Origin of the sequence: Streptomyces sp. CB02414, from assembly GCF_001905385.1 — a bacterium.
Classification (GTDB): domain Bacteria; phylum Actinomycetota; class Actinomycetes; order Streptomycetales; family Streptomycetaceae; genus Streptomyces.
In genome coordinates this window covers 770,795-793,253 of record NZ_LIPF01000002.1, presented here as the reverse complement: position 1 = coordinate 793,253, position 22,459 = coordinate 770,795, and the positions used below count along the sequence as shown (strand labels likewise).

Below are 22,459 nucleotides of genomic sequence, written 5' to 3'. Positions count from 1 at the left end.
CTCGGCGTGAGCCGGCCCGTGTGGCGCGCTCCCTCAGTGCCCGCGGGAAGCGCCGGAAGCGCGGGAAGCGCCGGAAGCGCGCGCGGTGGCGTCGTCGCCGGTGCGGTCGCGCCACGGCAGCTCGGCGGTCACCGTCGTCGGGCCGCCCTCCGGCGAATCGACGACGAAGAGACCGTCGACGGCGCTCAGCCGGTCGGCCAGCCCCTTCATCCCCGTACCGCCGTCGAGCCGGGCACCCCCGCGGCCGTCGTCGCTCACCTGTATGAGCAGCCGGTCGGAGGACCGCCACACCTCCACGGCGGCGGTCTTCGCCCGGCTGTGCTTGCTGACGTTCTGCAGCAGCTCCGAGACGGTGAAGTAGGCGATGCCCTCGATGGCCGCGGCCGGGCGCTCCACGAGGTCGACGGTCACCTTGACCGGCACGGTGCAGCGGGAGGCGACCGAGGAGAGTGCCGCGTCCAGGCCGCGGTCGGTCAGGACCGCGGGGTGGATGCCGCGGGCCAGGTCCCGCAGCTCCTGCAGGGCCAGCTTCACCTCGCCGTGCGCCTCGTCGACCATGGCCGCCGCCGCGTCGGGGTCCTCCAGCAGCTTCTCCTTCGCCAGACCCAGCCCCATGGCCAGGTTGACCAGGCGGGCCTGGGCCCCGTCGTGCAGGTCGCGCTCGATGCGCCGCAGGTCGGCCGCGGCCGTGTCGACCACGATGCCCCGGTCCGACTCCAGCTCGGCGATCCGCCGCTCCAGCTCGTCGGAGGGGGAGAGCAGCGCCCGCACCATCGCCCGGTCCGCGTTGGCCAGGCCCCGCGCGATGAACGGCAGCACCGGCCACAGCACGAACAGCGACGTCAGCGTGACGACGAAGGTCAGGATGCCCCAGGGGAGCCGTATGAAGTCGTACAGGACGGTGCGCCAGCCCACCGGGTCCTTCAGCGCCATCCACAGCTGGGGGAAGAACCCGCCCCCGCCGCGCAACGGAAGCCGGCTCGGCTCGTCCACCCGCACCCCGAGCAGTGCCCGGGCCCTGGCCCGCTCCAGTTTGCCCAACTGCCGCGCACCCATCAGCCCGGCGGCCAGCAACGGGAACCCGATCACCGTGACCGTCAGCCCGACGCCGGTGAACAGCATCGTCACCACGTACACGAATCCGAGCAGCGACGCCGGGAAGTTCGCCAGCAGGTGGGCGATCTCCATCCAGGTGTGCCGGTCGTAGGCGAATCGGGCCGGCGGCGGGCGGTCGCCGGGCGCGGCGCCGGTGTTCCCGCGAGGCGTCGGTGTCGAGAGGCGTTCGGTCATACGAGTCAGCGTGCCGTGCCGCGCGACGCCGCGCCATGAGGTGTACCGCCAGGGCGCACTGAGGAAAACCCCACCCCCCGTGGGCCCACCTTCCGCAGCCCACCCCCCACGGGCCCCACCTTCCGGAGCCCGCCTCCCTGTCCCAAGGTGTGACGGGCTGCTTACCGTCTCTTTATCAGGCCCTAGACTCCCGTGCGTACAGATCGTCGATCAGCAGCGTTCGGGACAGGGAGCGCGGGGAGCGAGGGACGGACGTGCCGGAACCGACCGTCGGCCTTGCGGCCGATTACTTCCAGTCCTACTCGGTCGTCGGACTGCTCGCCGTCGTCGGCGTGCTCTTCGTCGCCGTCGCCTTCGGAGCCGGGCGCCTGCTGCGGCCCGTGGTCCCGACGCCCGAGAAGCTGCTGACGTACGAGTGCGGCGTCGACCCTGTCGGCGAGGGCTGGGCCCACACCCAGGTCCGCTACTACGTCTACGCGTTCCTCTACGTCATCTTCGCGGTCGACTCGATCTTCCTCTTCCCCTGGGCGACGGTCTTCGCCGATCCTGATTACGGAGCGACGACCCTCGTGGAGATGTTCATCTTCCTCGGCTTCCTCGCCGTGGGCCTGCTCTACGCATACAAGAAGGGCGTCCTGTCATGGACGTGAACCCTGCCGAGAATCCTGTCGGGAACCCCGCCGAACCCGTGCTGCTCCCCGAGCCCAAGCGGCTCGGCGCGCTCGCCCGCCTCGCCCCCGAGCCGATGAAGGTCGTCCTGAACTGGGGCCGCCGGTACTCCCTGTGGGTCTTCAACTTCGGCCTCGCCTGCTGCGCCATCGAGTTCATCGCCGCGTCGATGGCCCGCCACGACTTCATCCGGCTCGGCGTCATCCCCTTCGCGCCGGGCCCCCGCCAGGCCGACCTGATGGTGGTGTCCGGCACGGTGACCGACAAGATGGCGCCGGCCGTCAAGCGTCTGTACGAGCAGATGCCCGAGCCGAAGTACGTCATCTCCTTCGGCGCCTGTTCCAACTGCGGCGGCCCCTACTGGGACTCCTACTCCGTGACGAAGGGCGTCGACCAGATCATCCCCGTCGACGTCTACGTCCCCGGGTGCCCGCCCCGCCCCGAGGCCCTCCTCCAGGGCATCCTCAAACTGCAGGAGAAGATCGCGCGGGAGTCGCTGGGGGAGCGGTACGCCACATCGCACCGGCCGTCGACGGCGGCGCTGCGGAGCGGCCTGGTACGGCCGCCGGCGCCGGACGCCACCGCGGACCGCGACGCGGGCACGGCTGTGGACCCGGCCGCGGACCCGGGGGAGGGCCGATGACCGCCGTCGGCTGGCTCCCCGCCGATACCGCGGAACTCTTCGGTCCGCAGGCCGAGGCCGACGAGTCGTACGACGTCCTGACCGTGGACGTGCCGCCGGCGTCCTGGATCTCCGCCCTCGAGACCGCGCGGGACCGGCTGGGCTGCACCTACTTCGACTGGCTGAGCGCGGTCGACGAGCCGGGCACGGGCTTCCGCGTCGCGGCGCACGTCGTGGCGCTGGGACCCGTGCGCCGGCTGCTGCTGCGCACGACGGTCCCGCACGAGACCCCGGTGCTGCCCAGCGCCGTCGCGGTCTACGCGGGCGCGGCCTGGCACGAACGCGAGACCCACGAGATGTTCGGCGTCGCCTTCGAGGACCACCCCGCGCTGGACCACCTGCTCCTGCCGGAGGGCTTCGAGGGCCACCCGTTGCGGAAGGACTTCGTCCTCGCCGCCCGCGTCGCCAAGGCCTGGCCGGGGGCCAAGGAGCCCGGCGAGTCCGACCACGGCGGTCCGCGTCGCCGGCAGATGCTGCCGCCCGGCGTCCCCGACCCCAACGAGTGGGGCCCGCTCAAGGGCCAGCTGCCTCCCGCTCCGGCCCGCCCGGCACGGGGAGCGGGACGCGCGGCGGGGGAACGCCCGGCCCGCGCTGAGGGGGACCGTCCGGTCCGCCGGTCCCGTACGGCGGCGGAGGGCTCCGCCAGTCAGGGTGCCCCCGCGCCCCGGCGTGCGCGCAGCGCGAGCGGGGGTTCCGCGTCCCAGCGGACGGGCGCGCCGGAAGCCGGGCCCGCCACGGAGACGGACACGAGCGCGGGGACCGGGCAAGCGGCTTCCGGGCCGACCGCCCGGCCACGACGCGCGCGCACCGCCGGTGAGGGCTCCGTGTCGCAGCGCCCCGCCTCCGACACCCGTCCGTCGCGGACGGACCCGGTCACGCAGGCGCCCGGCCCTGCCGCCGGCGATGACGCGGGCACGTCCCCGGTGCCCGAGGCAACGGCCCCGGAGCCGCCGGCCCCCGCCACGCCGCGCAGCGCGGACGCCCCGTGGCACCACGCCCGCCCCGCCTTCGACGACGCCGAGCCCGAACCCGGGCCCCGGTCCGAGCCGGACGCCGGCACGGAACGGCAGCCGGACGCGACCCCGGACGAGCCGAGCACCTCGGACGAGCCGAGCACCTCGGACGAGCCGAGCACCTCGGAGGAGAACGAGAACCCGGCCCGGAAAAAGTCCTTGGACCCGAACCGCCCGAACCCCCCAGGAGGCCCGCAGTGAACGACGCGCTCGACGTCACCCTGCGCCTCCTGATCGTCTTCGTCGTCTTCCTCGCCCTCCCCCTGATCGTCGGCCAGACCGAGCACAAGGTCATGGCCCACATGCAGGGCCGTCTCGGCCCGATGTACGCCGGCGGATTCCACGGCTGGGCGCAGCTCGTCGCCGACGGCGTGAAGTTCGCGCAGAAGGAGGACGTGGTCCCGGCCGACGCGGACCGCCGCATCTTCCAACTCGCCCCCGCCGTGGCCCTCCTGCCGTACCTCCTGGTCCTCCTGGCCATCCCGGTCGGCCCGGGAGAGGGCGCGGTCGGTCAGGTCGTCGACGCGGGCATTTTCTTCGTCCTCGCCGTCATGGGCGTGGGCGTCCTCGGCTCCCTCATGGCGGGCTGGGCCTCCGCCAACAAGTTCTCCCTCCTCGGCGGTCTGCGCACCGCCGCCCAACTCCTCGCCTACGAGCTCCCGATGCTGCTGACCGCGGCCTCGGTGGCCATGGCGGCGGGCACCGTCTCGCTCGTCGGCATCGTCGACGCCTTCGAGTGGTGGTGGCTGCCCTGGCAGATCGTGGGCGGGATCGTCTTCTTCGTCGCCGGGCTGGCCGAGCTGCAGCGCCCCCCGTTCGACATGCCGGTCGCCGACTCGGAGATCATCTTCGGTGCCTACACCGAGTACACCGGCCTGCGCTTCGCGCTGTTCCTCCTCGCCGAGTACGCCGGGATCGTCGTCCTGTGCGGCCTGACGACCGTCCTGTTCCTGGGCGGCTGGCACGGACCCTGGGGCGCCGACGGTCTCGGCTGGGTGTGGACGCTGCTGAAGACCGCCGTCCTCGCCTTCGTGGTGATCTGGCTGCGCGTGACCTACCCGCGCCTGCGTGAGGACCAGCTCCAGAAGCTCTCCTGGACTCTCCTCGTCCCTCTGTCCCTCGCCCAGATCGCCCTCACCGGCATCGTCAAGGTGGTGATCCAGTAACCATGCCCCCCATCCCCGGCTCGGGTCTGGCCAAGGGCCTGGCCGTCACCCTCCGCACGATGACGAAGAAGACCGTCACCGAGCAGTACCCGGACGTCCAGCCCGACCTCCCGCCCCGCACGCGCGGCGTGATCGGCCTGTTCGAGGAGAACTGCACGGTCTGCATGCTGTGCGCCCGCGAGTGCCCGGACTGGTGCATCTACATCGACTCCCACAAGGAGACGGTCCCGGCGCCGACCCCCGGCGGGCGCGACCGCAGCCGCAACGTCCTCGACCGCTTCGCCATCGACTTCTCGCTGTGCATGTACTGCGGTATCTGCATCGAGGTCTGTCCTTTCGACGCCCTGTTCTGGTCCCCGGAGTTCGAGTACTCCGAGACCGACATCCGCGACCTCACCCACGAGCGCGACAAGCTCCGCGAGTGGATGTGGACGGTGCCGGCCCCGCCCGCCCTCGACCCCGGCGCGGAGGAACCGAAGGAACTCGCCGCCGCCCGCAAGACCGCCGACAAGCTGGCCGCCCAGCAGGAGGCAACCGGCCCGGAGGCAACCGGCCCGGAACAGGAGGGCCGGGAATGACCTTCGCAGCAGCCGTCGGTCACCTCGCCGCGGACTCCACGAGCGTGGCCGCCGAATCGCAAGGCTTCCTCTCCCCGACCGGTGTCGAGATCGCCTTCCTCCTCGTCGGCCTGGTCACCTTCGGCGCCGCCGTCGTCACCGTCACCACCCGGCAGCTGGTCCACGCCGCCCTGTGGCTGGTGGTGGCCCTCGGGGGTCTCGCCGTCGAGTACCTGCTCCTCACCGCCGAGTTCATCGCCTGGGTGCAGGTCCTCATCTACGTCGGTGCCGTCGTCGTCCTCATCCTGTTCGGCCTGATGCTCACCAGGGCCCCCATCGGCCGTTCCCCGGACGCCGACTCCGGCAACCGCTGGGCCGCCCTCACGGTGGCCGTGGCCGCCGCCGCTGCCCTGGTCTGGGTCGTCGTCGACGCCTTCCGCACCACCTGGATCGACCTGGACGGCCCGGCGGCCGGCTCCACGGCCGTCACCGGGGCGAGTCTGTTCCAGAACTGGGTCCTCCCCTTCGAAGCCCTCTCGGTCCTCCTCCTCGCCGCCCTCGTCGGCGCCATCGTCCTGTCCCGCAGGGCGAAGACGGACCGTGCGACCGAAGCAGGCCGCCCGGCCGCCCCGAACAGCGCCGACAAGGGCGGTGACCGCTGATGCACCTCGCCTATCCCGCCGTCCTCTCCGTCCTCCTCTTCTGCACGGGCCTGTACGGCGTCCTCGCCCGTCGCAACGCGATCCTGGTCCTGATGTCGGTCGAGCTGATGCTCAACGCCGTCAACCTCAACCTGGTCGCCTTCGACGTCTGGCTCAGCAAGGCAGCCGAGGAGACCCTGCACTCCGGCCAGGCCCTGACCCTGTTCACCATCGCCATCGCGGCCGCCGAGATCGGCATCGGCCTGGCGATCGTGCTCGCCGTCCACCGCAACCGCGGCACGTCGGACATCGACAAGCTCCGCGACACCGCCGAAGGACCCGACGGCTACGGTCCCGACGGCGACGGCCCCGATGGCAAGGACTCCGACAGCGCGGGCCCCGGCACCGGTGGAGCCGCGACCGGGCCGGGCACCGAGAAGGCTGAGGCCACCGCGTGACCACGACCACCCTCGCCGCACTCGTCCCCGCCCTCCCCTTCCTCGGGGCAGCCGCCGGTCTCCTCCTGGGCCGCTCGGCGCCGGGCTTCGTCCGTCCGCTCGCCGTCCTGCCGACGCTGGCGGCCCTCGTCCTCGCCGTGGTCGTCGCGGCCCGCCAAGGCGGCGGCCGTGCCGTCGACGCCGTCACGGAGCTGACCCCCACCGGTTCCGTCCCCGTCGAACTCGCCCTGCACATCGACGGCTTCGCCGCCCTCGTCGCCGTCCTGGTCGGCTGCGTCGCCACCTGCGTGCAGATCTACTCGACGGGCTACCTGCGCGACGACCCGCGCTACCCCTCGTACGCCGCTCTCGTCTCCCTTTTCACCTCCGCCATGTTCCTCGTCGTCTACTCCGGCGACCTGATGGTGCTGCTGGTCGGCTGGGAGATCATGGGCATCTGCTCGTACTTCCTGGTCGGCCACTACTGGGAGACCCCGGAGGCCCGCGCCGCCTCCCTCAAGGCCTTCCTGGTGACCAAGCTCGGCGACGTCCCCTTCCTGATCGGCCTGCTGGCGCTGGCCACCGAGGCCGGCTCCTTCCGCATCACCAAGATCCTCGGCGCGGTCGCGAGCGGCTCGCTCGACCACCCGACGCTGATCGCGCTGCTGCTCCTGGCCGGTGTGGCGGGCAAGTCGGCGCAGTTCCCGCTGCACACCTGGCTTCCGGACGCGATGGCGGGCCCGACGCCCGTCTCCGCGCTCATCCACGCCGCGACGATGGTCGCCGCCGGTGTCTACTTCGTCGCCCGGCTCCTTCCGCTCTTCCAGGCCTCGCACGCCGCGATGGTCGTCCTCGCCGTCATGGCCGCCGTCACGATGGTCGGCTCGGCGCTCGCCGCGCTCGCCCAGGACGACATCAAGCGCGTCCTCGCCTACTCGACCATCGGACAGCTCGGCTACATGACCGGCGCCCTCGCCGTCGGCGACCGCGGTGCCGCCGTCTTCCACCTCCTCACCCACGGCGCCTTCAAGGCGCTGCTGTTCCTCGCCGCCGGCGTGATCATCCACGCCGCCGGCACCAACTCACTGGCCGCCATGTCCCGCATGCGGGGCCTGCGCGACCGCGTCCCGGACGCCTACTGGACGATGACCGTGGCGCTGCTCGCCCTGGCCGCGATCCCGCCCTTCAGCGGCTTCTTCTCCAAGGAGGCCGTCCTCGTCGTCGCCGAGCACACCGCCACCGGCCACACCGAGCACGCGCCCGGCGCCGCGGGCTGGACCGTCCTCCTCGCCGGCCTGGTCACGGCCCTGCTCACCGCCGCGTACGCGATGCGCCTGTGGCTCCTGGCCTTCCGCGGACAGGGCGCCGAAGCCCCCGACCACGGCCGGCAGCCCGTGGCCATGAACGCCGTGCTCTGGGTCCTCGCGATCCCGTCACTCGCCCTCGGCGGGCTCGCCTTCCGTCTCCTGCCCAACTGGTTCGACGGCCACGACCTCACCCCGACCCTCACCACCTCCGTGCTCGGCACGGGCGTGGCCCTGGTCGGCGGCATCGTCACCTACGCGGCCTGGCGCCACACCACGGCTCTTGCGGCCCGCCCTCCGCTCGGCGCGGTCGCGGCCCACCCGGAGGGCGACGCCGCGCTCGTGGAAGCCGAGGCCATCGCCAGCCACAAGCCGGCCTACGGAGACATCGCCTACGCCCCCGACCCGTCCGACCCCGGACGGCTCCTGCTGGGCCCGCTGCACCGGCACGCAGCCGTCGGCTTCCACCTGGACGCGGTGTACACGACCCTCTTCGTCCGCCCCGTCCAGGCCGGCGCGAGTCTCGTGCGGTTCCTCGACCGGGAGGTCGTCGACACCTACGTACGCGGGGCGGGCGCCCTGCCACGTGTCCTGGGAACCGCCGTACGCCGGGCCCAGACCGGCAATGTGCAGACCTATGTGAGCGCGCTGCTCGCCGGCACCGTCGTCCTCGCGGTCGCCGCCGTCCTCGTCGCCACGGGAGCGTGAGCAGGCGTGATCGATATCAACGAGTCCGTGATGCAGTTCCTTCTCGCATTGATCGTCGTCGGCCCGCTCATCGGTGCCGCCGCCGCTCTCCTGCCCGCCCCTCCCGGGCTGAAGGGGAAGTCACCCGACCAGGCCGTCCTGCGGCACGGCGTCACCGTCACCGGTGCCGTCCTCGTCGCCGCGATCGTCCTCGTGCTCGGCTTCGACCACGACCACCCGTCGAAGATGCAGGCCAGCACCGACATCAGCTGGATCCCCGCACTCGACGTGCGCATCCACCTCGGCATCGACGGCATCTCCCTCCCCCTGCTGGTCCTGACCGCGCTGCTGACCTTCCTCTGCGCGCTCTACTCGTACTTCAACATGCCGTCGGGCCCGTCCCCGAAGGCGTTCGTCGCGCTGCTGCTCGTCCTCGAGTCCGGCACCCTCGCGACCTTCGCCGTACTCGACCTGATCCTGTTCTTCCTCGCCTTCGAGATGGTCCTGATCCCGATGTACTTCCTCATCGCCCGCTGGGGCGGCGAGGGACGGGCCGGGGCGGCCTGGAAGTTCATCCTCTACACCCTCCTCGGCTCCGTCGTCATGCTGCTCGGCCTGCTCCTGGTCGGACTCGGCGCGGGCACATTCGACATGGTGGCACTCGCCACTGACAACGGCCGGTCGCTGACCACGTCCGTGCAGGTCATCGCCGTTCTGGCGATCGGGATCGGCCTCGCGGTCAAGACCCCGATGTGGCCCCTGCACAGCTGGCTGCCCGACGCCCACACCGCCGCCCCGACCGTCGGATCGGTCCTGCTGGCCGGCGTCCTGCTGAAGATGGGCACGTACGGGTTCGTGCGCATCCTCCTCCCCGTCGCGCCGGAGGGCTTCCACACCTTCGCGCCCTACCTCGCCGCCTTCGCCGTCGTCGGCATCATCTACGGCTCCCTCGCCTGCCTGGCCCTCGCCAAGCGGGGCGCGAAGGGCGACCTCAAGCGCCTCATCGCCTACTCCTCCGTCGGCCACATGGGCTTCGTCCTGCTCGGCATCGCCACCATGACCCCGACCGGCGTCAACGGCGCCCTGTTCGCCAACATCGCCCACGGCCTCATCACCGGCCTGCTCTTCTTCGTCGTCGGCGCCTTCAAGGACCGCACCGGCACCACCGACCTCGACACCCTGGCCGAGGAGACCGGAGCCGCCCTGTACGGCAAGGCGCCCCGCCTCGGCGGCCTCCTCGCCTTCGCCGCCGTCGCCTCGCTCGGCCTGCCGGGCCTGGCCGGCTTCTGGGGCGAGATGCTGGCCCTGTTCGGCGCCTTCGACCCCCACGAGGACCTCAGCCGCCCCGCCTTCCTGACCTTCATGGCGATCGCCGCGTTCGGCACGCTGCTGACCGCCGCGTACATGCTGATCGTGGTCCGCCGCGTCTGCATGGGCGCCGTACCGCGCGAGGCCCCGAAGCTCACCGACGTACGCACCTACGAGTTCGCCGCCTGGACGCCGCTCGTCGCCCTCACCGTCGTCGCCGGACTGTGGCCCAGGACCCTCCTCGGGCTGACCGACCCGGCCGTGCAGCAGCTCCTCTCAGGAGGCACCCGATGAGCTCCCCGGCCCAGCCGCTCACCGAGGCCCTGTCGCAGCCACTGGCCCAGAACCTCGTCCAGTCCGTCGACTGGCTCGCCATCGCGCCGCCCACCATCACGGCGGTCGTCGGACTCGCCGTCCTCGTCACCGACCTGTTCGTCAAGGACGCCCGCAAGTCCCTCCTCGGCTGGATCTCGGTCGCCGGACTCGCCGCCGCCGCGCTCATGCTGCTGCCCCTGGTGAACGACGACCGCTCGACGTTCTGCCTGACCGGCGACGCCGACGTGTGCAGCTACACCGCGGACACCTTCACCCTCGCCATCCAGTTCCTGGTCCTCGGCGGCGCCCTGGTGACCGCCCTGCTCTCGGTCACCGCCGTGAAGGACGCCGACCGCGGACTCCCCGAGGGCGAGTACTGGTTCCTGCTGCTCTCCTCCGCGGCCGGCGCCGCGCTCCTGCCCGCCTCCCGCGACCTCGCCACGCTGATCGTCGCCCTGGAGGTCGCCTCCCTGCCCGCCTTCGCCCTCGTGGGCCTGCGCCAGGGGGACCGCCGGTCCTCCGAGGCGGCCCTGAAGTTCTTCCTGTCCTCGGTCACCGCGACCGCGGTCAGCCTCATGGGCATCAGCTTCGTGTACGCCTCCACCGGCACCCTCTACCTCACCCAGGTGGCCGAACGCGTCCAGGACGTGGACGGACAGCTCACCACGCTCGCCCAGACCGGCGTCGTCCTCACCCTCGTCGGCTTCGCCTTCAAGACGGCCGCCGTGCCCTTCCACTTCTGGGTGCCCGACACCTATGTGGGCGCGCCTCTGCCGATCGCCGCCTACCTGTCCGTGATCGGCAAGGCGGTCGGCTTCTCCGGCCTGATCCTCGTCACGGTCATCGCCCTCCCGTCCTACGCCGACGTCTGGGGCCCCGCCCTCGCGGTCCTGGCCGCGCTCACCATGACCGTCGGCAACGTCGGCGCCCTGCGCCAGCAGTCCACGCGCGCGTACAGCGCGGTACGTCTGCTCGCCTGGTCGTCCGTCGGGCAGGCCGGCTACCTCCTCGTGCCGATCGCCGCCGCCGCGTACTCCGACGACCCGGAACGCTCGATCGGCTCCACCGTCGCCTACGCCCTCATGTACGCCGCGGTGAACCTCGGCGCCTTCGCGGTGGCCGCCCTCGTGGGCCGTACGAGGTCCCTGAACCGCGTCGCCGACTACCGCGGCCTGTACGCCTCCAACCCGCTCACCGCCCTGCTCCTGGCCTTCTTCCTGCTCTGCCTGGCCGGACTGCCGCCCGGCGTCATCGGCCTCTTCGCCAAGGTCACGGTGTTCTCCGCGGCCGTGGACGCCGGGCTCGGCTGGCTGGCCGTCGTCATGGCGGTCAACGTCGCCATCGCGCTGTTCTACTACCTCCAATGGACGGCCCTGCTGTTCCGGGCTCCCGAGGCGGTGACTGCCGGGCACCGCGTTCCGGCACCCCTCACGGCCGCGATCACCGTGACCGCGGTCCTCGCCGTCGCCCTCTCAGGTGCCCCCCAGCTGATCCTGCGCTTCGCCGACACCGGCCTCTTCTGAACAACGACCGCCTCCCGCCCCGACCCGGCGGGAGGCGCCGTAGCGCACGCGAGCGGCACCACGCCTGCCACCCGCGCGTACGGGCACCCGGCCTCCACGCGCGCGTGCCGCGCACCACGCCGTCACCCGTACGGACCACGCGCGCCCCCGCGGGCGCCGGGGAACTGGTCGCCCTCGCCTGGCGTTGACCAGTACGGAAGGGTCCACTGGACGTGATGCCACGGCACCGGTGGCTTCGGAGACCAGGAAGCAACCACAGCGAGCGACACCAGCAAGCAAAGGGTTCCCCTGCTGCACCACTTGGAGGGCGTACCGTGCACCGCCGGCACAACGGGCTCAGGACCGCAGTACTCCTCGGGGGACTGTCCGCGCTCATCATCGTCATCGGCAGCTTCTTCGGCCGAGCGGGGCTCGTCGTCGCCGTCCTCGTCGCGCTCGGCACGAACGCGTACGCGTACTGGAACAGCGACAAGCTCGCCCTGCGTGCGATGCGTGCCCGCCCGGTCAGCGAGTTCGAGGCCCCGGCGCTGTACCGCATGGTGCGGGAGCTCTCCACCCAGGCCCGCCAGCCCATGCCCCGCCTGTACATCTCACCGACGGAGGCGCCGAACGCCTTCGCGACCGGCCGCAACCCCCGCAACGCGGCCGTGTGCTGCACCGAGGGCATCCTGCGCCTGCTCGACGAGCGCGAGCTGCGCGGCGTCATCGGCCACGAGCTCAGCCACGTCTACAACCGCGACATCCTGATCTCGTCCGTCGCCGGAGCCCTCGCCTCGGTGATCATGTTCCTGGTCAACTTCGCCTGGCTCATCCCGATCGGCCGGTCCAACGACGATGACGGGCCCGGTTTGCTGGGCATGCTCCTCATCATGCTGCTCGGTCCGCTCGCCGCCACCGTCATCCAGCTGGCGATCAGCCGTTCCCGGGAGTACGAGGCGGACGCGTCCGGCGCCCAGCTCACCGGAGACCCGATCGCCCTCGCCGGAGCCCTGCGCAAGCTGGAGCACGGCACCAAGCAGCTCCCACTGCCCCCGGAGCCCCGGATCGAGACGGCGAGCCACATGATGATCGCGAACCCCTTCCGTCCGGGACAGGGCCTCTCGAAGATGTTCTCCACCCATCCGCCGATGGCGGAGCGAATCGCCCGACTCGAAAAGATGGCAGGTCGTCAGCAGTGAAGACCATCCTCAACGTCATTTGGCTCGTGCTCAGCGGCTTCTGGCTGTTCCTCGGCTACGTCGTCGCGGGCGCGCTGCTCTGCATCACGATCATCGGCATCCCGTTCGGCATAGCCGCGTTCCGCATCGGCGTCTACGCCCTGTGGCCCTTCGGGTACGCGGCGGTCGAGCGACGGGACGCCGGAGCCCCCTCCTGCATCGGCAACGTCCTGTGGCTGATCCTCGCCGGCTGGTGGCTCGCCATCGGCCACATCGTCACCGGCATCGCGCTGTGCGTCACGATCATCGGCATCCCGCTCGGCATCGCCAACTTCAAGCTGATCCCGGTCTCGCTGCTCCCCATGGGTCGCGAGATCGTCCGCACGGACCAGCCGTTCACGGCCACCGCCGGCACTCAGCGGACCGGCTGGTAGGAGCCCGCGGTGCTCCACAGGCGCGGAGTTGTCCACAGGCCTGCACGCCTGCCGGCCGCGGCCCGCATGATGAACCCATGACCGACGATCACCGAAACCGCTTGGCCGCGGAGAGAAAGGGCAGGGTCTGGGCATGACCGTCATCAGCTGGATCATCCTGGGACTGCTGGCCGGGGCCATCGCCAAGTTCCTGCTGCCGGGCCGCGACCCGGGAGGGCTCGTCGGCACCACCCTCATCGGCATCGCGGGCGCGTTCACCGGCGGCTGGATATCCGCCCGCTGGCTGGATCACCCGGTCAGCAAGGACTTCTACGACGGAGCCACGTGGGCGGCCGCGATCGGCGGTTCCCTGGTGCTGCTGATCGCCTACCGGCTCCTGTTCGGCAACTCACGCGACTGACGCCTGCCGAGCGGGCGGGCAGACGAAAGGGCGGGCACGCCGTCGGCACCCGCCCCTTCCGATACGACCGTTCAGCGGATCACCGGTAGTTGACGAACTGCAGCGCGAAGTCGAAGTCCTGGTTCTTCAGCAGGGCGATCACGGTCTGCAGATCGTCCCGGCTCTTGGAGGAGACCCGCAGCTCTTCACCCTGCACCTGGGCCTTCACGCCCTTGGGGCCCTCGTCCCGGATGAGCTTGGCCACCTTCTTCGCGTTGTCCTGGGAGATGCCCTCCTCGATCGACGCGAAGATCTTGTACTCCTTGCCGGAGAGCTGGGGCTCGCCCGCGTCCAGAGCCTTCAGCGAGATGCCCCGCTTGATCAGCTTGGACTGGAAGACGTCGAGGATGGCCTTCACCCGGTCCTCCGAGTTGGCCTCCATGAGGATCTTCTCCCCGGACCACGAGATCGAGGCGCCCACGCCCTTGAAGTCGTAGCGCTGCGAGATTTCCTTGGCGGCCTGGTTGAGGGCGTTGTCGACCTCCTGCCGCTCGACCTTCGAGACGATGTCGAAACTGGAGTCGGCCATGTCCTGTGGCTCCTTGTATCTGGGTGCGTGTCGGGCCGCGTATCGGCTCCGTACCGGCATGCGGCTACGGCCGCCGAGCTCCGCAGAGGTCCCCCGGCCGCATCCGGACAAGCCTAGCCACCCGCCGTCCCCCGGGCGGCGATCAATCGGGTGGCGAAGCACCCCTCCACATCAGGTATCGTTTACGTCGTTGCCACGGAGCGCCGCCGAAAGGCGGTTCGACGGGCAGCGAACCCCGGCGGTGTGCCCGAGCGGCCAAAGGGAGCAGACTGTAAATCTGCCGGCTCAGCCTTCCCAGGTTCGAATCCTGGCGCCGCCACAAGACCGAAAGGGTCTGTGAACAGCAGCAATGCTGATCACAGACCCTTTCGGCGTTCACGGGCCCGACCTGACCGTTATGACGCGTATGGGGCGCGTGTGGGGCAGGTGTGGGGCAGTGAGGGACAGGCGTGGACAGCTTTCGGGTTGCCGGCCGCCGCACGGCCACGCCTGTGGCCGGCGCGCGCGGCTGCCTTCTGCGGTTGCGCTCCGAAGCCGAACCAGGCGGACACGGCGGCGTGGCGAAGATCATACGGACGCTCCGGCGGCGGCGACGGGCCCTGAGCGGGCACGAGAAGGCGGCGGCGCGGCCGAACCGGCGTCGCGGTCCCTCTCCGCCGGGCCGCAACTGCTGCGCACGAAGCCGACGGCGGGATGCCCCCCCCGGGCGGTCGGTTGAGGCTCGTGAAGAAGGGCTGAGCCAGCGCCAGGACCGATGGGCAGGAAGCCGGTGCGCGATCTCGCCGCACCACCGGCATGGCGGCCGTCCGCGCGCGCAACGCCCGCTCGCGCGTTGGGGGCAGACTGGGGTCATGGTCCCGTCCTCCCGCCGCAGAATCTGCCCCGAGTGCCGTCGCGAGATCGCCGTGGTCGCGGGGCGGTACGCGCGTCACGACCCGCCCGGCGCGAGGGAGAGCGGCGAGCTCGTCTCCTGCCCCGGGTCGCGCCGGCCGGCGCAACTGGGAGCGGTACAGCCGTCCTTGGACGGGTACGCCGTCCCCGACTTCCCCGGGCAACTGCCCCTGTTCTGACCGATGCGCGCGGACCCCGCGTCACCCGTCCACGCCGGCTCCGCTTCCTCAGTTCCCGGCCACCGCTTTGACCGCCACCGACACCGGCGCCGAACCCGCGATCAGCTCCAGGGTCAGGCCCGCCGTGGCCGGCGTGTCGACCAGCTCCGCCAGCACGGCGGCCACGTCGTCGCGCGGCACGGGACCTCGGCCGGTGTGTGCTTCCAGGCGCACCAGACCGGTGCCGGCGTCGTCCGTCAGCATGCCGGGCCGCAGGATCGTCCAGTCCAGCGCGTCCAGGGAACGCACATGCGCGTCGGCCTCACCCTTGGCACGCAGGTAGACGTCGAAGATCTCGTCGCCCTGGTGCTCCGGGTCGGCGCCCATGGAGGACACGACCACGAAGCGCCGTACTCCCGCTCGGACCGCCGCGTCTGCGAAGAGGACCGCCGCCGCCTTGTCCACCGTGTCCTTGCGGGTCGCCCCGCTCCCGGGGCCCGCGCCGGCGGCGAAGACCGCGGCGTCCGCGCCCCGCAGCCGCTCCGTGACCTCCTCGGCCGAGGCCGACTCCAGGTCCAGGACGACCGGTTCGGCGCCGACCGCACGCAGATCGTCGGCCTGTTCGGCCTTGCGGATGATGCCCGCCACCTCGTCGCCGCGCGCGGCGAGCAACCGCTCCAGCCGCAGCGCGATCTGACCATGACCACCAGCGATGACAATGCGCATGTCTTCGACCGTACGCCGCGACGGCCGCCCGCGCCGTACGACTTGCACCATGTCCCACCGGCCGCCCGGCACACCGCCGACAGCTGTTCCCGGGACACCCGGCGCGCTCGTGCAGCGCCGCCTCCCCCCTCAACACCTCAACTCCTCAGCTCATCAGCCCCTCCCGGTCCCCCCGCGCCCCTGCCGCGGCAGCCCCAGGTCGGTCGCGGTCGCCGAGTCGCCGTACTCGCGGACCGCGCTCGTCCGCGCCACCACGCGCCCCCGGTGTACCACGATCCGGCTGTACGCCAGGGACAGCGCCCCGGCCAGCCGGTCCCCTCGCACCGCGAGGAGTTCGGCCGGGAAGCCCGCCTCCACCCGTACCTCGGGCAGGCCCAGGGCCGTCCGCGCGGCCGCGCTCACCGCGTCGTAGGCGTCCTCGGGGCGCATCCCGTGGCGCGAGGCCAGCAGGTAGGCCGCCTCCAGGGGGTCGCCGCGCCCGACCGGGTTCGACACGTCCCGCAGGGCGCCGCTCCCGGCGGTGACCCGCACCCCGGCCGCCCGCAGCAGCCGTACCGGTGCCGTGCCGTCGCGGCCCTCCACGGCACCGCAGGCGCCCTGCGGCAGGCACACCACGGTCACCCCGGCCGCGGCGAGGCGGTCCGCCGCCCGGGCGGCCACGTCGGAGGGGAGCCGGGCGAGGCCCTCGCAGGGGCCCAGGGTCACCCCGGGGCGCAGTCCGCCCGCCATCGCCGCCAGCCGGGCCAGCCGTGCGGGGTCGGCGGCGTCCGTGTGCAGGTCGACCGGGCAGCCGTGCTCGGCGGCGACCTCGAGGACCGCCTCCACGTACCCCGTCGGATCGGGGTCCAGGTCCGGGCAGCCGCCCACCGCGTCCGCGCCCATCTTGACCGCGTCCCGCAGCAGCGCCAGCCCGTCGGCGCCGGCCGCCCCAGTCAGCACCCTCGGCATCGCCACCGCGGTCAGGTCGGTCAGCCCGCGCAGCGAGCGCCGGGCCCGCAGTACGCCGGTCAGCGCGCCGAGTCCCGGAACGTCGCCCACGCGTACGTGCGCCCGCAGCGCGGTCGCCCCGTGCCCCAGCTGGAGCAGGGCGGCCTCGGTGGCCCGCCGCTGGACGTCCAGGGGGTCGCAGGAGACGGGACCCGGAGCCTCGGCCGTCAGCGCGGTGTCGCCGTGCACGTGGGGGTCGGCGGGGGCGGGCAGGAGCAGGTAACCGCCGAGGTCCACGCGGAGGCCGGGGCCGCAGGCGCGGGCCGGGGACAGGCTGCCGGCCGTGCCGACCGCCTCGATGCGACCGCCGTGCAGCCGTACGTCCACGGTCCGGCCGTCGGTCAGGCGTGCCCCGGCCAGCAGGAGCGAACCGGGACCGGCGGCACCGGAGGGGGAGGGCGAGGGGGACGGCTGCGGCTGGCTGTCGGGCATCGCGCTCCTCTGGGCTCGGGGCTGCGCAGTGGGGGACGCAAGATCACGCAGAGTGAGTCGAGCCTAGGACGGTGATCAGCTCGTGGCGCGGAGGAGCGCAATAGTCGTACCGGCGCGGTCCGCCGCTTCGCGTTGGTCGGGACGGGCCGGGGCAGGGGCGGCGAAACGGATTTGGGCGAACGGCGGGCGACCGTGTAATGTCTTCATCGCTCGCCCCAATAGCTCAGTCGGCAGAGCGTCTCCATGGTAAGGAGAAGGTCAACGGTTCGATTCCGTTTTGGGGCTCTGGTGTGAGAGGTTCCCGCCGCGAGGCGGGGCCCGATCGCATCACAGCGGTGTAGCTCAGTCGGTAGAGCAAGCGGCTCATAATCGCTGTGTCACCGGTTCAAGTCCGGTCACCGCTACTCCTAGTAGCCGATTGCGGGGTCGGTCCTTCAATCGGCTACTCTTTCTTGCGTTAATACCATCAATCCGTTCGTCAAGGAGTGCACTCACGTGGCTGCCACCGACGTCCGCCCGAAGATCACGCTGGCCTGCGTGGAGTGCAAGGAGCGGAACTACATCACCAAGAAGAACCGGCGTAACAACCCGGACCGACTGGAGATGAAGAAGCACTGCCCGCGTTGCAACGCGCACACCGCGCACCGCGAAACGCGATAAATCAGGCTCGTACGTGAGGCCGTCCCCGAAGCTCGGGGGCGGCCTCACGTCGTTTCGGCATCCGCAGGCAGACAGCAGCAGGCAGACAGAGACCAGCAGGAGGTACCGAGCCCATGGCGCTCGACCAGTCCTTCTTGGGGCGGACCTATCCGCCCACCGAGCCCTACGAGGTGGGCCGGGAGAAGATCCGTGAGTTCGCGGAGGCGGTGGGGGACGCGAACCCGGCGTACACGGACGCCGAGGCGGCGAAGGCGCTCGGCCATCCGGACGTGATCGCGCCGCCGACCTTCGTGTTCTCCGTCACGTTCCGTGCGGCCGCGCAGGTCATCGAGGACCCGCGGCTCGGTCTGGACTACAGCCGGGTGGTGCACGGCGACCAGAAGTTCGCCTACTCCCGCCCGGTCCGCGCCGGTGACCGGCTGAGCGTCACCTCGTCCATCGAGGCGATCAAGTCGATGGCGGGCAACGACATCCTGGACATCCGCGGCGAGGTCCACGACGAGGCCGGCGAGCACGTCGTGACCACGTGGATCAAGCTGGTGGCCCGCGCGGCCGAGGGGGCGTGAGCATTCGATGACGGCGAAGATCTCCTACTCCGACGTCGAGGTCGGCACCGAGCTGCCCGCTCAGAGCTTCCCGGTGGACCGCGCCACGCTCGTCCGGTACGCGGGCGCCTCCGGCGACTTCAACCCCATCCACTGGAACGAGAAGTTCGCCAAGGAGGTCGGCCTCCCGGACGTCATCGCGCACGGCATGTTCACCATGGCCGAGGCGATCCGCGTGGTCACCGACTGGACCGGTGACCCGGGCTCGGTCGTCGAGTACGGCGTCCGCTTCACCAAGCCCGTCGTCGTACCGAACGACGACAAGGGGGCCGTCATCGAGGTCAGCGGCAAGGTTGCCGCCAAGCTCGACGACCACACCGTCCGCGTCGACCTGACGGCGACCAGCGCCGGTCAGAAGGTGCTGGGCATGTCGCGCGCGGTCGTACGACTGGCCTGACGCCGGCAGGCATGTCCGGCACACGTAAGGGGCGTCCTCAATGGAGGTGCGCCCCTTACGTGTGCCCGCAGTCCCGTCAGCGGTTGACTAGTTAGTGATTGAGTACTAACTTACTCGTCATGGTCAGGATGAGCGCAGAAGAGAGGCGCGAGAGCGTCATCCGCGCGGCGATGAGCGAGTTCGCCCGGGGCGGCTACTACGGCACGTCCACCGAGGCCATCGCCAAGCGGGTGGGGGTCTCCCAGCCGTACCTCTTCCGGCTCTTTCCGGGCAAGAAGGCGATCTTCCTGGCGGCGGTCGAGCGGTGTTTCCAGGACGCGCGCAGTGTCTTCATGGGCGCCTCCGAGGGTCTCCACGGCGAGGAGGCGCTGCACGCCATGGCGAACGCCTACACGCAGCTGATCGCCGAGCAGCCCGAAAAGCTCCAGATGCAGTTGCAGACGTACGTGGCGGTGGCAGCGGCCGAGGCCACCGGGGACCTCGAGTTCGGCGAGATCGTCCGCAAGTACTGGATGGACCTCTTCGACGCCGTCCACGTGCCGCTCGGTGGCGACGTGGACGAGACGACGACCTTCATGGCGTACGGCATGCTCGTCAACGCCCTGGTCGGCATGGGCTTCCCGCCGGAGCACCGGATCTGGGAGGGCTTCTACATCTCGGCGAGGGCCAAGTCCGGTCAGGGCGAGGCGTAGCTTCACGGCGCCCGCGTGGCCGGACCTTCACTTGCCCTTCCGCATGACCACAAAAGTTAGTCATCAATTACTAATCAACATGCGTCCGACGCAAGCAGTGCACACCCTCTGGGGGAGAGATGTCACAGCACGGCACACAAGGGAGCGCCCGCCGCGGGGGAACGGCCTGGGCCCTCGTCATCACCAGCGTCGCCGGTTTCATGGCGGCCCTGGACAACCTCGTCGTCACCACCGCCCTGCCCGCCATCCGCGAGGACCTGGGCGGCGCGCTGCACGACCTCGAATGGACCGTGAGCGCCTACACGCTCACCTTCGCCGTCCTCCTGATGTTCGGCGCGGCCCTCGGCGACCGCTTCGGCCGCCGCAGGCTCTTCCTCGTCGGCATCACCGTCTTCACCGCGGCCTCCGCCGCCGCGGCCATGGCCCCCGGCATCGACTCGCTGATCGCCGCCCGCGCGGTGCAGGGCGTCGGCGCGGCCATCATGATGCCGCTCACCCTGACCCTGCTGACGGCCGCCGTGCCCGCCGAACGACGCGGGATGGCGTACGGCATCTGGGGCGCCGTCAACGGCCTCGCCGTCGCCTCGGGTCCGCTGGTCGGCGGCAGCCTGACCGAGCACATCTCCTGGCAGTGGATCTTCTGGCTGAACGTCCCGCTGGGCCTGGCGCTCCTGCCGCTCGCCCGCCTCCGCCTCGCCGAGTCCTACGGCACCGGCGCCCCGCTCGACCTCCCCGGCACGCTGCTCGCCAGCGGCGGACTCTTCGGCATCGTCTACGGCCTGGTCCGCGGGCCCGTCGACGGCTGGACCGGCCCGGTGGTGCTGACCAGCCTGTTCGCGGGCGCCGCACTCCTCGTCGCCTTCGTCCTCTACAGCACCCGGGCGAGGAACCCCATGCTCCCGATGCGGCTGTTCCGCTCCCGCGCCTTCGCCGGCGTCAACGCGGCGAGTCTGCTGATGTTCCTGGGGATGTTCGGCTCGATCTTCCTGCTCAGCCAGTACATGCAGAACGTGCTCGGCTACACGCCCACCGAGGCGGGCCTGCGCATGCTGCCCTGGACCGGCATGCCGATGCTGGTCGCGCCGCTCGCGGGAATCCTCTCTGACCGGATCGGCGGCCGCCCGGTCGTCGCGGCCGGCCTCTTCCTCCAGGCGGCCGGACTCGGCTACCTCGCCTCCGTGGTCACCGCCGACGTCACGTACGCCGCCCAGCTGCCCGGCCTGATCCTCAGCGGCATCGGCATGGCCCTCTTCTTCGCCCCGGCCTCCGCCCTGGTGATGTCCAGCGTCGTCCCGAGGGAACAGGGCATCGCCTCGGGCGCCAACAACGCCCTGCGCGAGGTGGGCGGCGCGCTCGGTATCGCGGTGATGTCCTCGATCTTCGCGGCCCAGGGCGGCTACGGGTCCGCGCAGTCCTTCGTCGACGGGCTGCGACCCGCGATCGCGGTGGGCGCCGCGGTCGTCGCCCTCGCGGGCGTCGCGGCCCTGCTGATCCCGGCCCGCCGCGGGAACGGCGCGGCACCCACGGACCGCCGCCAGGCCCAGTCGCTCACCGACCCGGCACCCCTCCCGCCCACCGAAGCCGCCACCCGCTGACCGGCGGAGCACTGGAGCGCCCGACCCGAACCGAGGAACGCCCCGGCCGACCGGCAGGGGCGTTTCCCGCTGCCCGGCCCTGTCACCGCCGTCTCGTACTCTTGACCGCGTGCAGGAACTCCACGACGCCCCCCTCGCCCCGCTGACCACCTTCCGGCTGGGCGGCCCCGCGACCCGCCTGATCACGGCCGCCACCGACGCCGACGTCATCGCCGCCGTCCGCGAGGCCGACGACACCGGCACGCCCCTGCTGCTCATCGGCGGCGGGTCCAACCTGGTCATCGGCGACAAGGGCTTCGACGGCACCGCCCTGCACATCGCCACGCGCGGCCTCACCCTCGACGGCACGACGCTCACCGTGGCGGCCGGCGAGATCTGGACCGACGCCGTGGCCCGCACCGTCGAGGCCGGACTCGCCGGCGTCGAGTGCCTGGCCGGCATCCCCGGCTCGGCGGGCGCCACCCCCATCCAGAACGTCGGCGCGTACGGCCAGGAGGTCTCCTCGACGATCACCGAGGTCACCGCCTACGACCGCAGGAACCGCGAGACGGTCACCCTCACCAACGCCGACTGCGCCTTCTCCTACCGCCACAGCCGCTTCAAGGCGGAGCCCGAGCGGTACGTCGTCCTGCGCGTCCGTTTCGAGCTGGAGGACGCCGACGGGCTCTCCGCGCCCCTCCGCTACGCCGAGACCGCCCGCGCCCTGGGCGTCGAGGCCGGCGACCGGGTACCGCTGACCGCCGCCCGCGACACCGTGCTGAAGCTCCGCGCGGGCAAGGGCATGGTTCTCGACCCCGAGGACCACGACACCTGGTCGGCCGGCTCGTTCTTCACCAACCCGATCCTCACGGACGACGAGTTCACCGCCTTCCGCTCCCGCGTGGCCGAACGCCTCGGTGACACCGTGGAACCCCCCGCCTTCCCCGCGGGCGAGGGCCGGATCAAGACCTCCGCCGCCTGGCTGATCGACAAGGCGGGCTTCACCAAGGGCTACGGCGCCGGCCCCGCCCGCATCTCCACCAAGCACACCCTGGCCCTCACCAACCGCGGCGAGGCGACCACGGAGGACCTGCTCGCCCTGGCCCGCGAGGTCGTCGCCGGCGTCCGGGAGGCCTTCGGCGTCACGCTGGTCAACGAACCGGTGACGGTCGGCGTCAGCCTTTAG

24 protein-coding genes and 3 tRNA genes are annotated in these 22,459 nt (G+C 71.5%); 23 read left to right on the top strand and 4 right to left on the bottom strand.

Annotation, left to right across the window (positions count from 1 at the left end):
* Positions 1-33: 33 nt before the first annotated feature.
* Complete coding sequence (locus tag AMK11_RS09815; protein WP_073725220.1) at positions 34-1,290, bottom strand: sensor histidine kinase; 1,257 nt, start codon at positions 1,288-1,290, stop codon at positions 34-36.
* A gap of 254 nt (positions 1,291-1,544) precedes the next feature.
* On the opposite strand from AMK11_RS09815, the gene AMK11_RS09810 reads away from it, so the two are divergent.
* The 13 genes from AMK11_RS09810 (at position 1,545) to AMK11_RS09750 (ending at position 13,583) form a co-directional block, all read left to right on the top strand.
* A complete protein-coding gene (locus tag AMK11_RS09810) occupies positions 1,545-1,940 on the top strand; it encodes an NADH-quinone oxidoreductase subunit A (protein ID WP_073725218.1) in 396 nt (131 codons plus the stop codon).
* The gene (locus AMK11_RS09805) at positions 1,931-2,602 is read left to right on the top strand and encodes an NADH-quinone oxidoreductase subunit B (protein ID WP_073725216.1); all 672 of its coding nucleotides are present in this window, start codon (positions 1,931-1,933) and stop codon (positions 2,600-2,602) included. The genes AMK11_RS09810 and AMK11_RS09805 overlap by 10 nt, the downstream gene beginning before the upstream one ends.
* Positions 2,599-3,855, top strand: a complete 1,257-nt coding sequence (locus AMK11_RS09800; protein ID WP_073725214.1) for an NADH-quinone oxidoreductase subunit C — start codon at positions 2,599-2,601, stop codon at positions 3,853-3,855. Before AMK11_RS09805 ends, AMK11_RS09800 begins: the two co-directional genes overlap by 4 nt.
* Positions 3,852-4,820 carry a complex I subunit 1/NuoH family protein gene (locus AMK11_RS09795; RefSeq protein WP_073725212.1) on the top strand — a complete coding sequence of 323 codons (969 nt, stop codon included), beginning with the start codon at positions 3,852-3,854 and terminating at the stop codon, positions 4,818-4,820. The genes AMK11_RS09800 and AMK11_RS09795 overlap by 4 nt, the downstream gene beginning before the upstream one ends.
* Positions 4,821-4,822: 2 nt before the next feature.
* The gene (locus tag AMK11_RS09790) at positions 4,823-5,398 is read left to right on the top strand and encodes a NuoI/complex I 23 kDa subunit family protein (protein WP_073725210.1); all 576 of its coding nucleotides are present in this window, start codon (positions 4,823-4,825) and stop codon (positions 5,396-5,398) included.
* Complete coding sequence (locus AMK11_RS09785) at positions 5,395-6,039, top strand: NADH-quinone oxidoreductase subunit J family protein (RefSeq protein WP_073725208.1); 645 nt, start codon at positions 5,395-5,397, stop codon at positions 6,037-6,039. Before AMK11_RS09790 ends, AMK11_RS09785 begins: the two co-directional genes overlap by 4 nt.
* A complete protein-coding gene (nuoK, locus tag AMK11_RS09780; RefSeq protein ID WP_073725206.1) occupies positions 6,039-6,476 on the top strand; it encodes an NADH-quinone oxidoreductase subunit NuoK in 438 nt (145 codons plus the stop codon). Before AMK11_RS09785 ends, nuoK begins: the two co-directional genes overlap by 1 nt.
* Entirely contained in the window at positions 6,473-8,467 is a 1,995-nt protein-coding gene (locus AMK11_RS09775) for an NADH-quinone oxidoreductase subunit 5 family protein (RefSeq protein ID WP_073725204.1), read from the top strand. The genes nuoK and AMK11_RS09775 overlap by 4 nt, the downstream gene beginning before the upstream one ends.
* A 6-nt stretch (positions 8,468-8,473) precedes the next feature.
* Positions 8,474-10,048 carry a complex I subunit 4 family protein gene (locus AMK11_RS09770; protein ID WP_073725202.1) on the top strand — a complete coding sequence of 525 codons (1,575 nt, stop codon included), beginning with the start codon at positions 8,474-8,476 and terminating at the stop codon, positions 10,046-10,048.
* Positions 10,045-11,592: an NADH-quinone oxidoreductase subunit N gene (locus AMK11_RS09765; RefSeq protein ID WP_073725200.1), complete on the top strand. Its 1,548-nt coding sequence runs from the start codon at positions 10,045-10,047 to the stop codon at positions 11,590-11,592. The genes AMK11_RS09770 and AMK11_RS09765 overlap by 4 nt, the downstream gene beginning before the upstream one ends.
* Before the next feature lie 314 nt (positions 11,593-11,906).
* Positions 11,907-12,770 carry a zinc metalloprotease HtpX gene (htpX, locus tag AMK11_RS09760; RefSeq protein WP_073725198.1) on the top strand — a complete coding sequence of 288 codons (864 nt, stop codon included), beginning with the start codon at positions 11,907-11,909 and terminating at the stop codon, positions 12,768-12,770.
* The gene (locus tag AMK11_RS09755; RefSeq protein ID WP_073725196.1) at positions 12,767-13,183 is read left to right on the top strand and encodes a YccF domain-containing protein; all 417 of its coding nucleotides are present in this window, start codon (positions 12,767-12,769) and stop codon (positions 13,181-13,183) included. Before htpX ends, AMK11_RS09755 begins: the two co-directional genes overlap by 4 nt.
* Positions 13,184-13,316: 133 nt before the next feature.
* A complete protein-coding gene (locus tag AMK11_RS09750; protein ID WP_073725194.1) occupies positions 13,317-13,583 on the top strand; it encodes a GlsB/YeaQ/YmgE family stress response membrane protein in 267 nt (88 codons plus the stop codon).
* 79 nt (positions 13,584-13,662) lie between these two features.
* On the opposite strand, the gene AMK11_RS09745 is transcribed toward AMK11_RS09750, so the two are convergent.
* Positions 13,663-14,151 (bottom strand): YajQ family cyclic di-GMP-binding protein, encoded by a 489-nt coding sequence (locus tag AMK11_RS09745; RefSeq protein ID WP_073725192.1) that lies wholly within the window; start codon positions 14,149-14,151, stop codon positions 13,663-13,665.
* A gap of 237 nt (positions 14,152-14,388) precedes the next feature.
* Here AMK11_RS09745 and AMK11_RS09740 point away from each other — a divergent pair.
* Together AMK11_RS09740 and AMK11_RS09735 are read left to right on the top strand one after the other, a co-directional pair.
* Positions 14,389-14,470: transfer RNA gene (locus tag AMK11_RS09740), tRNA-Tyr, on the top strand.
* 532 nt (positions 14,471-15,002) lie between these two features.
* A complete protein-coding gene (locus AMK11_RS09735) occupies positions 15,003-15,221 on the top strand; it encodes a hypothetical protein (RefSeq protein WP_073725190.1) in 219 nt (72 codons plus the stop codon).
* A 48-nt stretch (positions 15,222-15,269) separates the two neighbouring features.
* Here the strand turns inward: AMK11_RS09735 and AMK11_RS09730 are convergent, their stop codons facing one another.
* Complete coding sequence (locus AMK11_RS09730; RefSeq protein ID WP_073725188.1) at positions 15,270-15,926, bottom strand: NAD(P)H-binding protein; 657 nt, start codon at positions 15,924-15,926, stop codon at positions 15,270-15,272.
* A 153-nt stretch (positions 15,927-16,079) separates the two neighbouring features.
* A complete protein-coding gene (locus tag AMK11_RS09725; protein WP_073725186.1) occupies positions 16,080-17,345 on the bottom strand; it encodes an amidohydrolase family protein in 1,266 nt (421 codons plus the stop codon).
* Positions 17,346-17,557: 212 nt separating this feature from the next.
* On the opposite strand from AMK11_RS09725, the gene AMK11_RS09720 reads away from it, so the two are divergent.
* The 8 genes from AMK11_RS09720 to AMK11_RS09685 all read left to right on the top strand — a co-directional run bounded on the left by AMK11_RS09720 (position 17,558) and on the right by AMK11_RS09685 (position 22,459).
* A tRNA-Thr gene (locus AMK11_RS09720) sits at positions 17,558-17,630 on the top strand.
* A gap of 46 nt (positions 17,631-17,676) precedes the next feature.
* Positions 17,677-17,749: transfer RNA gene (locus AMK11_RS09715), tRNA-Met, on the top strand.
* Between the two features lie 91 nt (positions 17,750-17,840).
* A complete protein-coding gene (gene rpmG, locus AMK11_RS09710) occupies positions 17,841-18,005 on the top strand; it encodes a 50S ribosomal protein L33 (RefSeq protein WP_003948671.1) in 165 nt (54 codons plus the stop codon).
* A 113-nt stretch (positions 18,006-18,118) separates the two neighbouring features.
* Entirely contained in the window at positions 18,119-18,571 is a 453-nt protein-coding gene (locus AMK11_RS09705; protein ID WP_073725184.1) for a MaoC family dehydratase N-terminal domain-containing protein, read from the top strand.
* Between the two features lie 7 nt (positions 18,572-18,578).
* Complete coding sequence (locus AMK11_RS09700; protein ID WP_073725182.1) at positions 18,579-19,007, top strand: MaoC family dehydratase; 429 nt, start codon at positions 18,579-18,581, stop codon at positions 19,005-19,007.
* Positions 19,008-19,126: 119 nt separating this feature from the next.
* A complete protein-coding gene (locus tag AMK11_RS09695) occupies positions 19,127-19,699 on the top strand; it encodes a TetR/AcrR family transcriptional regulator (RefSeq protein ID WP_073725180.1) in 573 nt (190 codons plus the stop codon).
* A 119-nt stretch (positions 19,700-19,818) separates the two neighbouring features.
* Complete coding sequence (locus AMK11_RS09690) at positions 19,819-21,294, top strand: DHA2 family efflux MFS transporter permease subunit (protein WP_073725178.1); 1,476 nt, start codon at positions 19,819-19,821, stop codon at positions 21,292-21,294.
* Positions 21,295-21,403: 109 nt separating this feature from the next.
* Complete coding sequence (locus tag AMK11_RS09685) at positions 21,404-22,459, top strand: UDP-N-acetylmuramate dehydrogenase (protein WP_073725176.1); 1,056 nt, start codon at positions 21,404-21,406, stop codon at positions 22,457-22,459.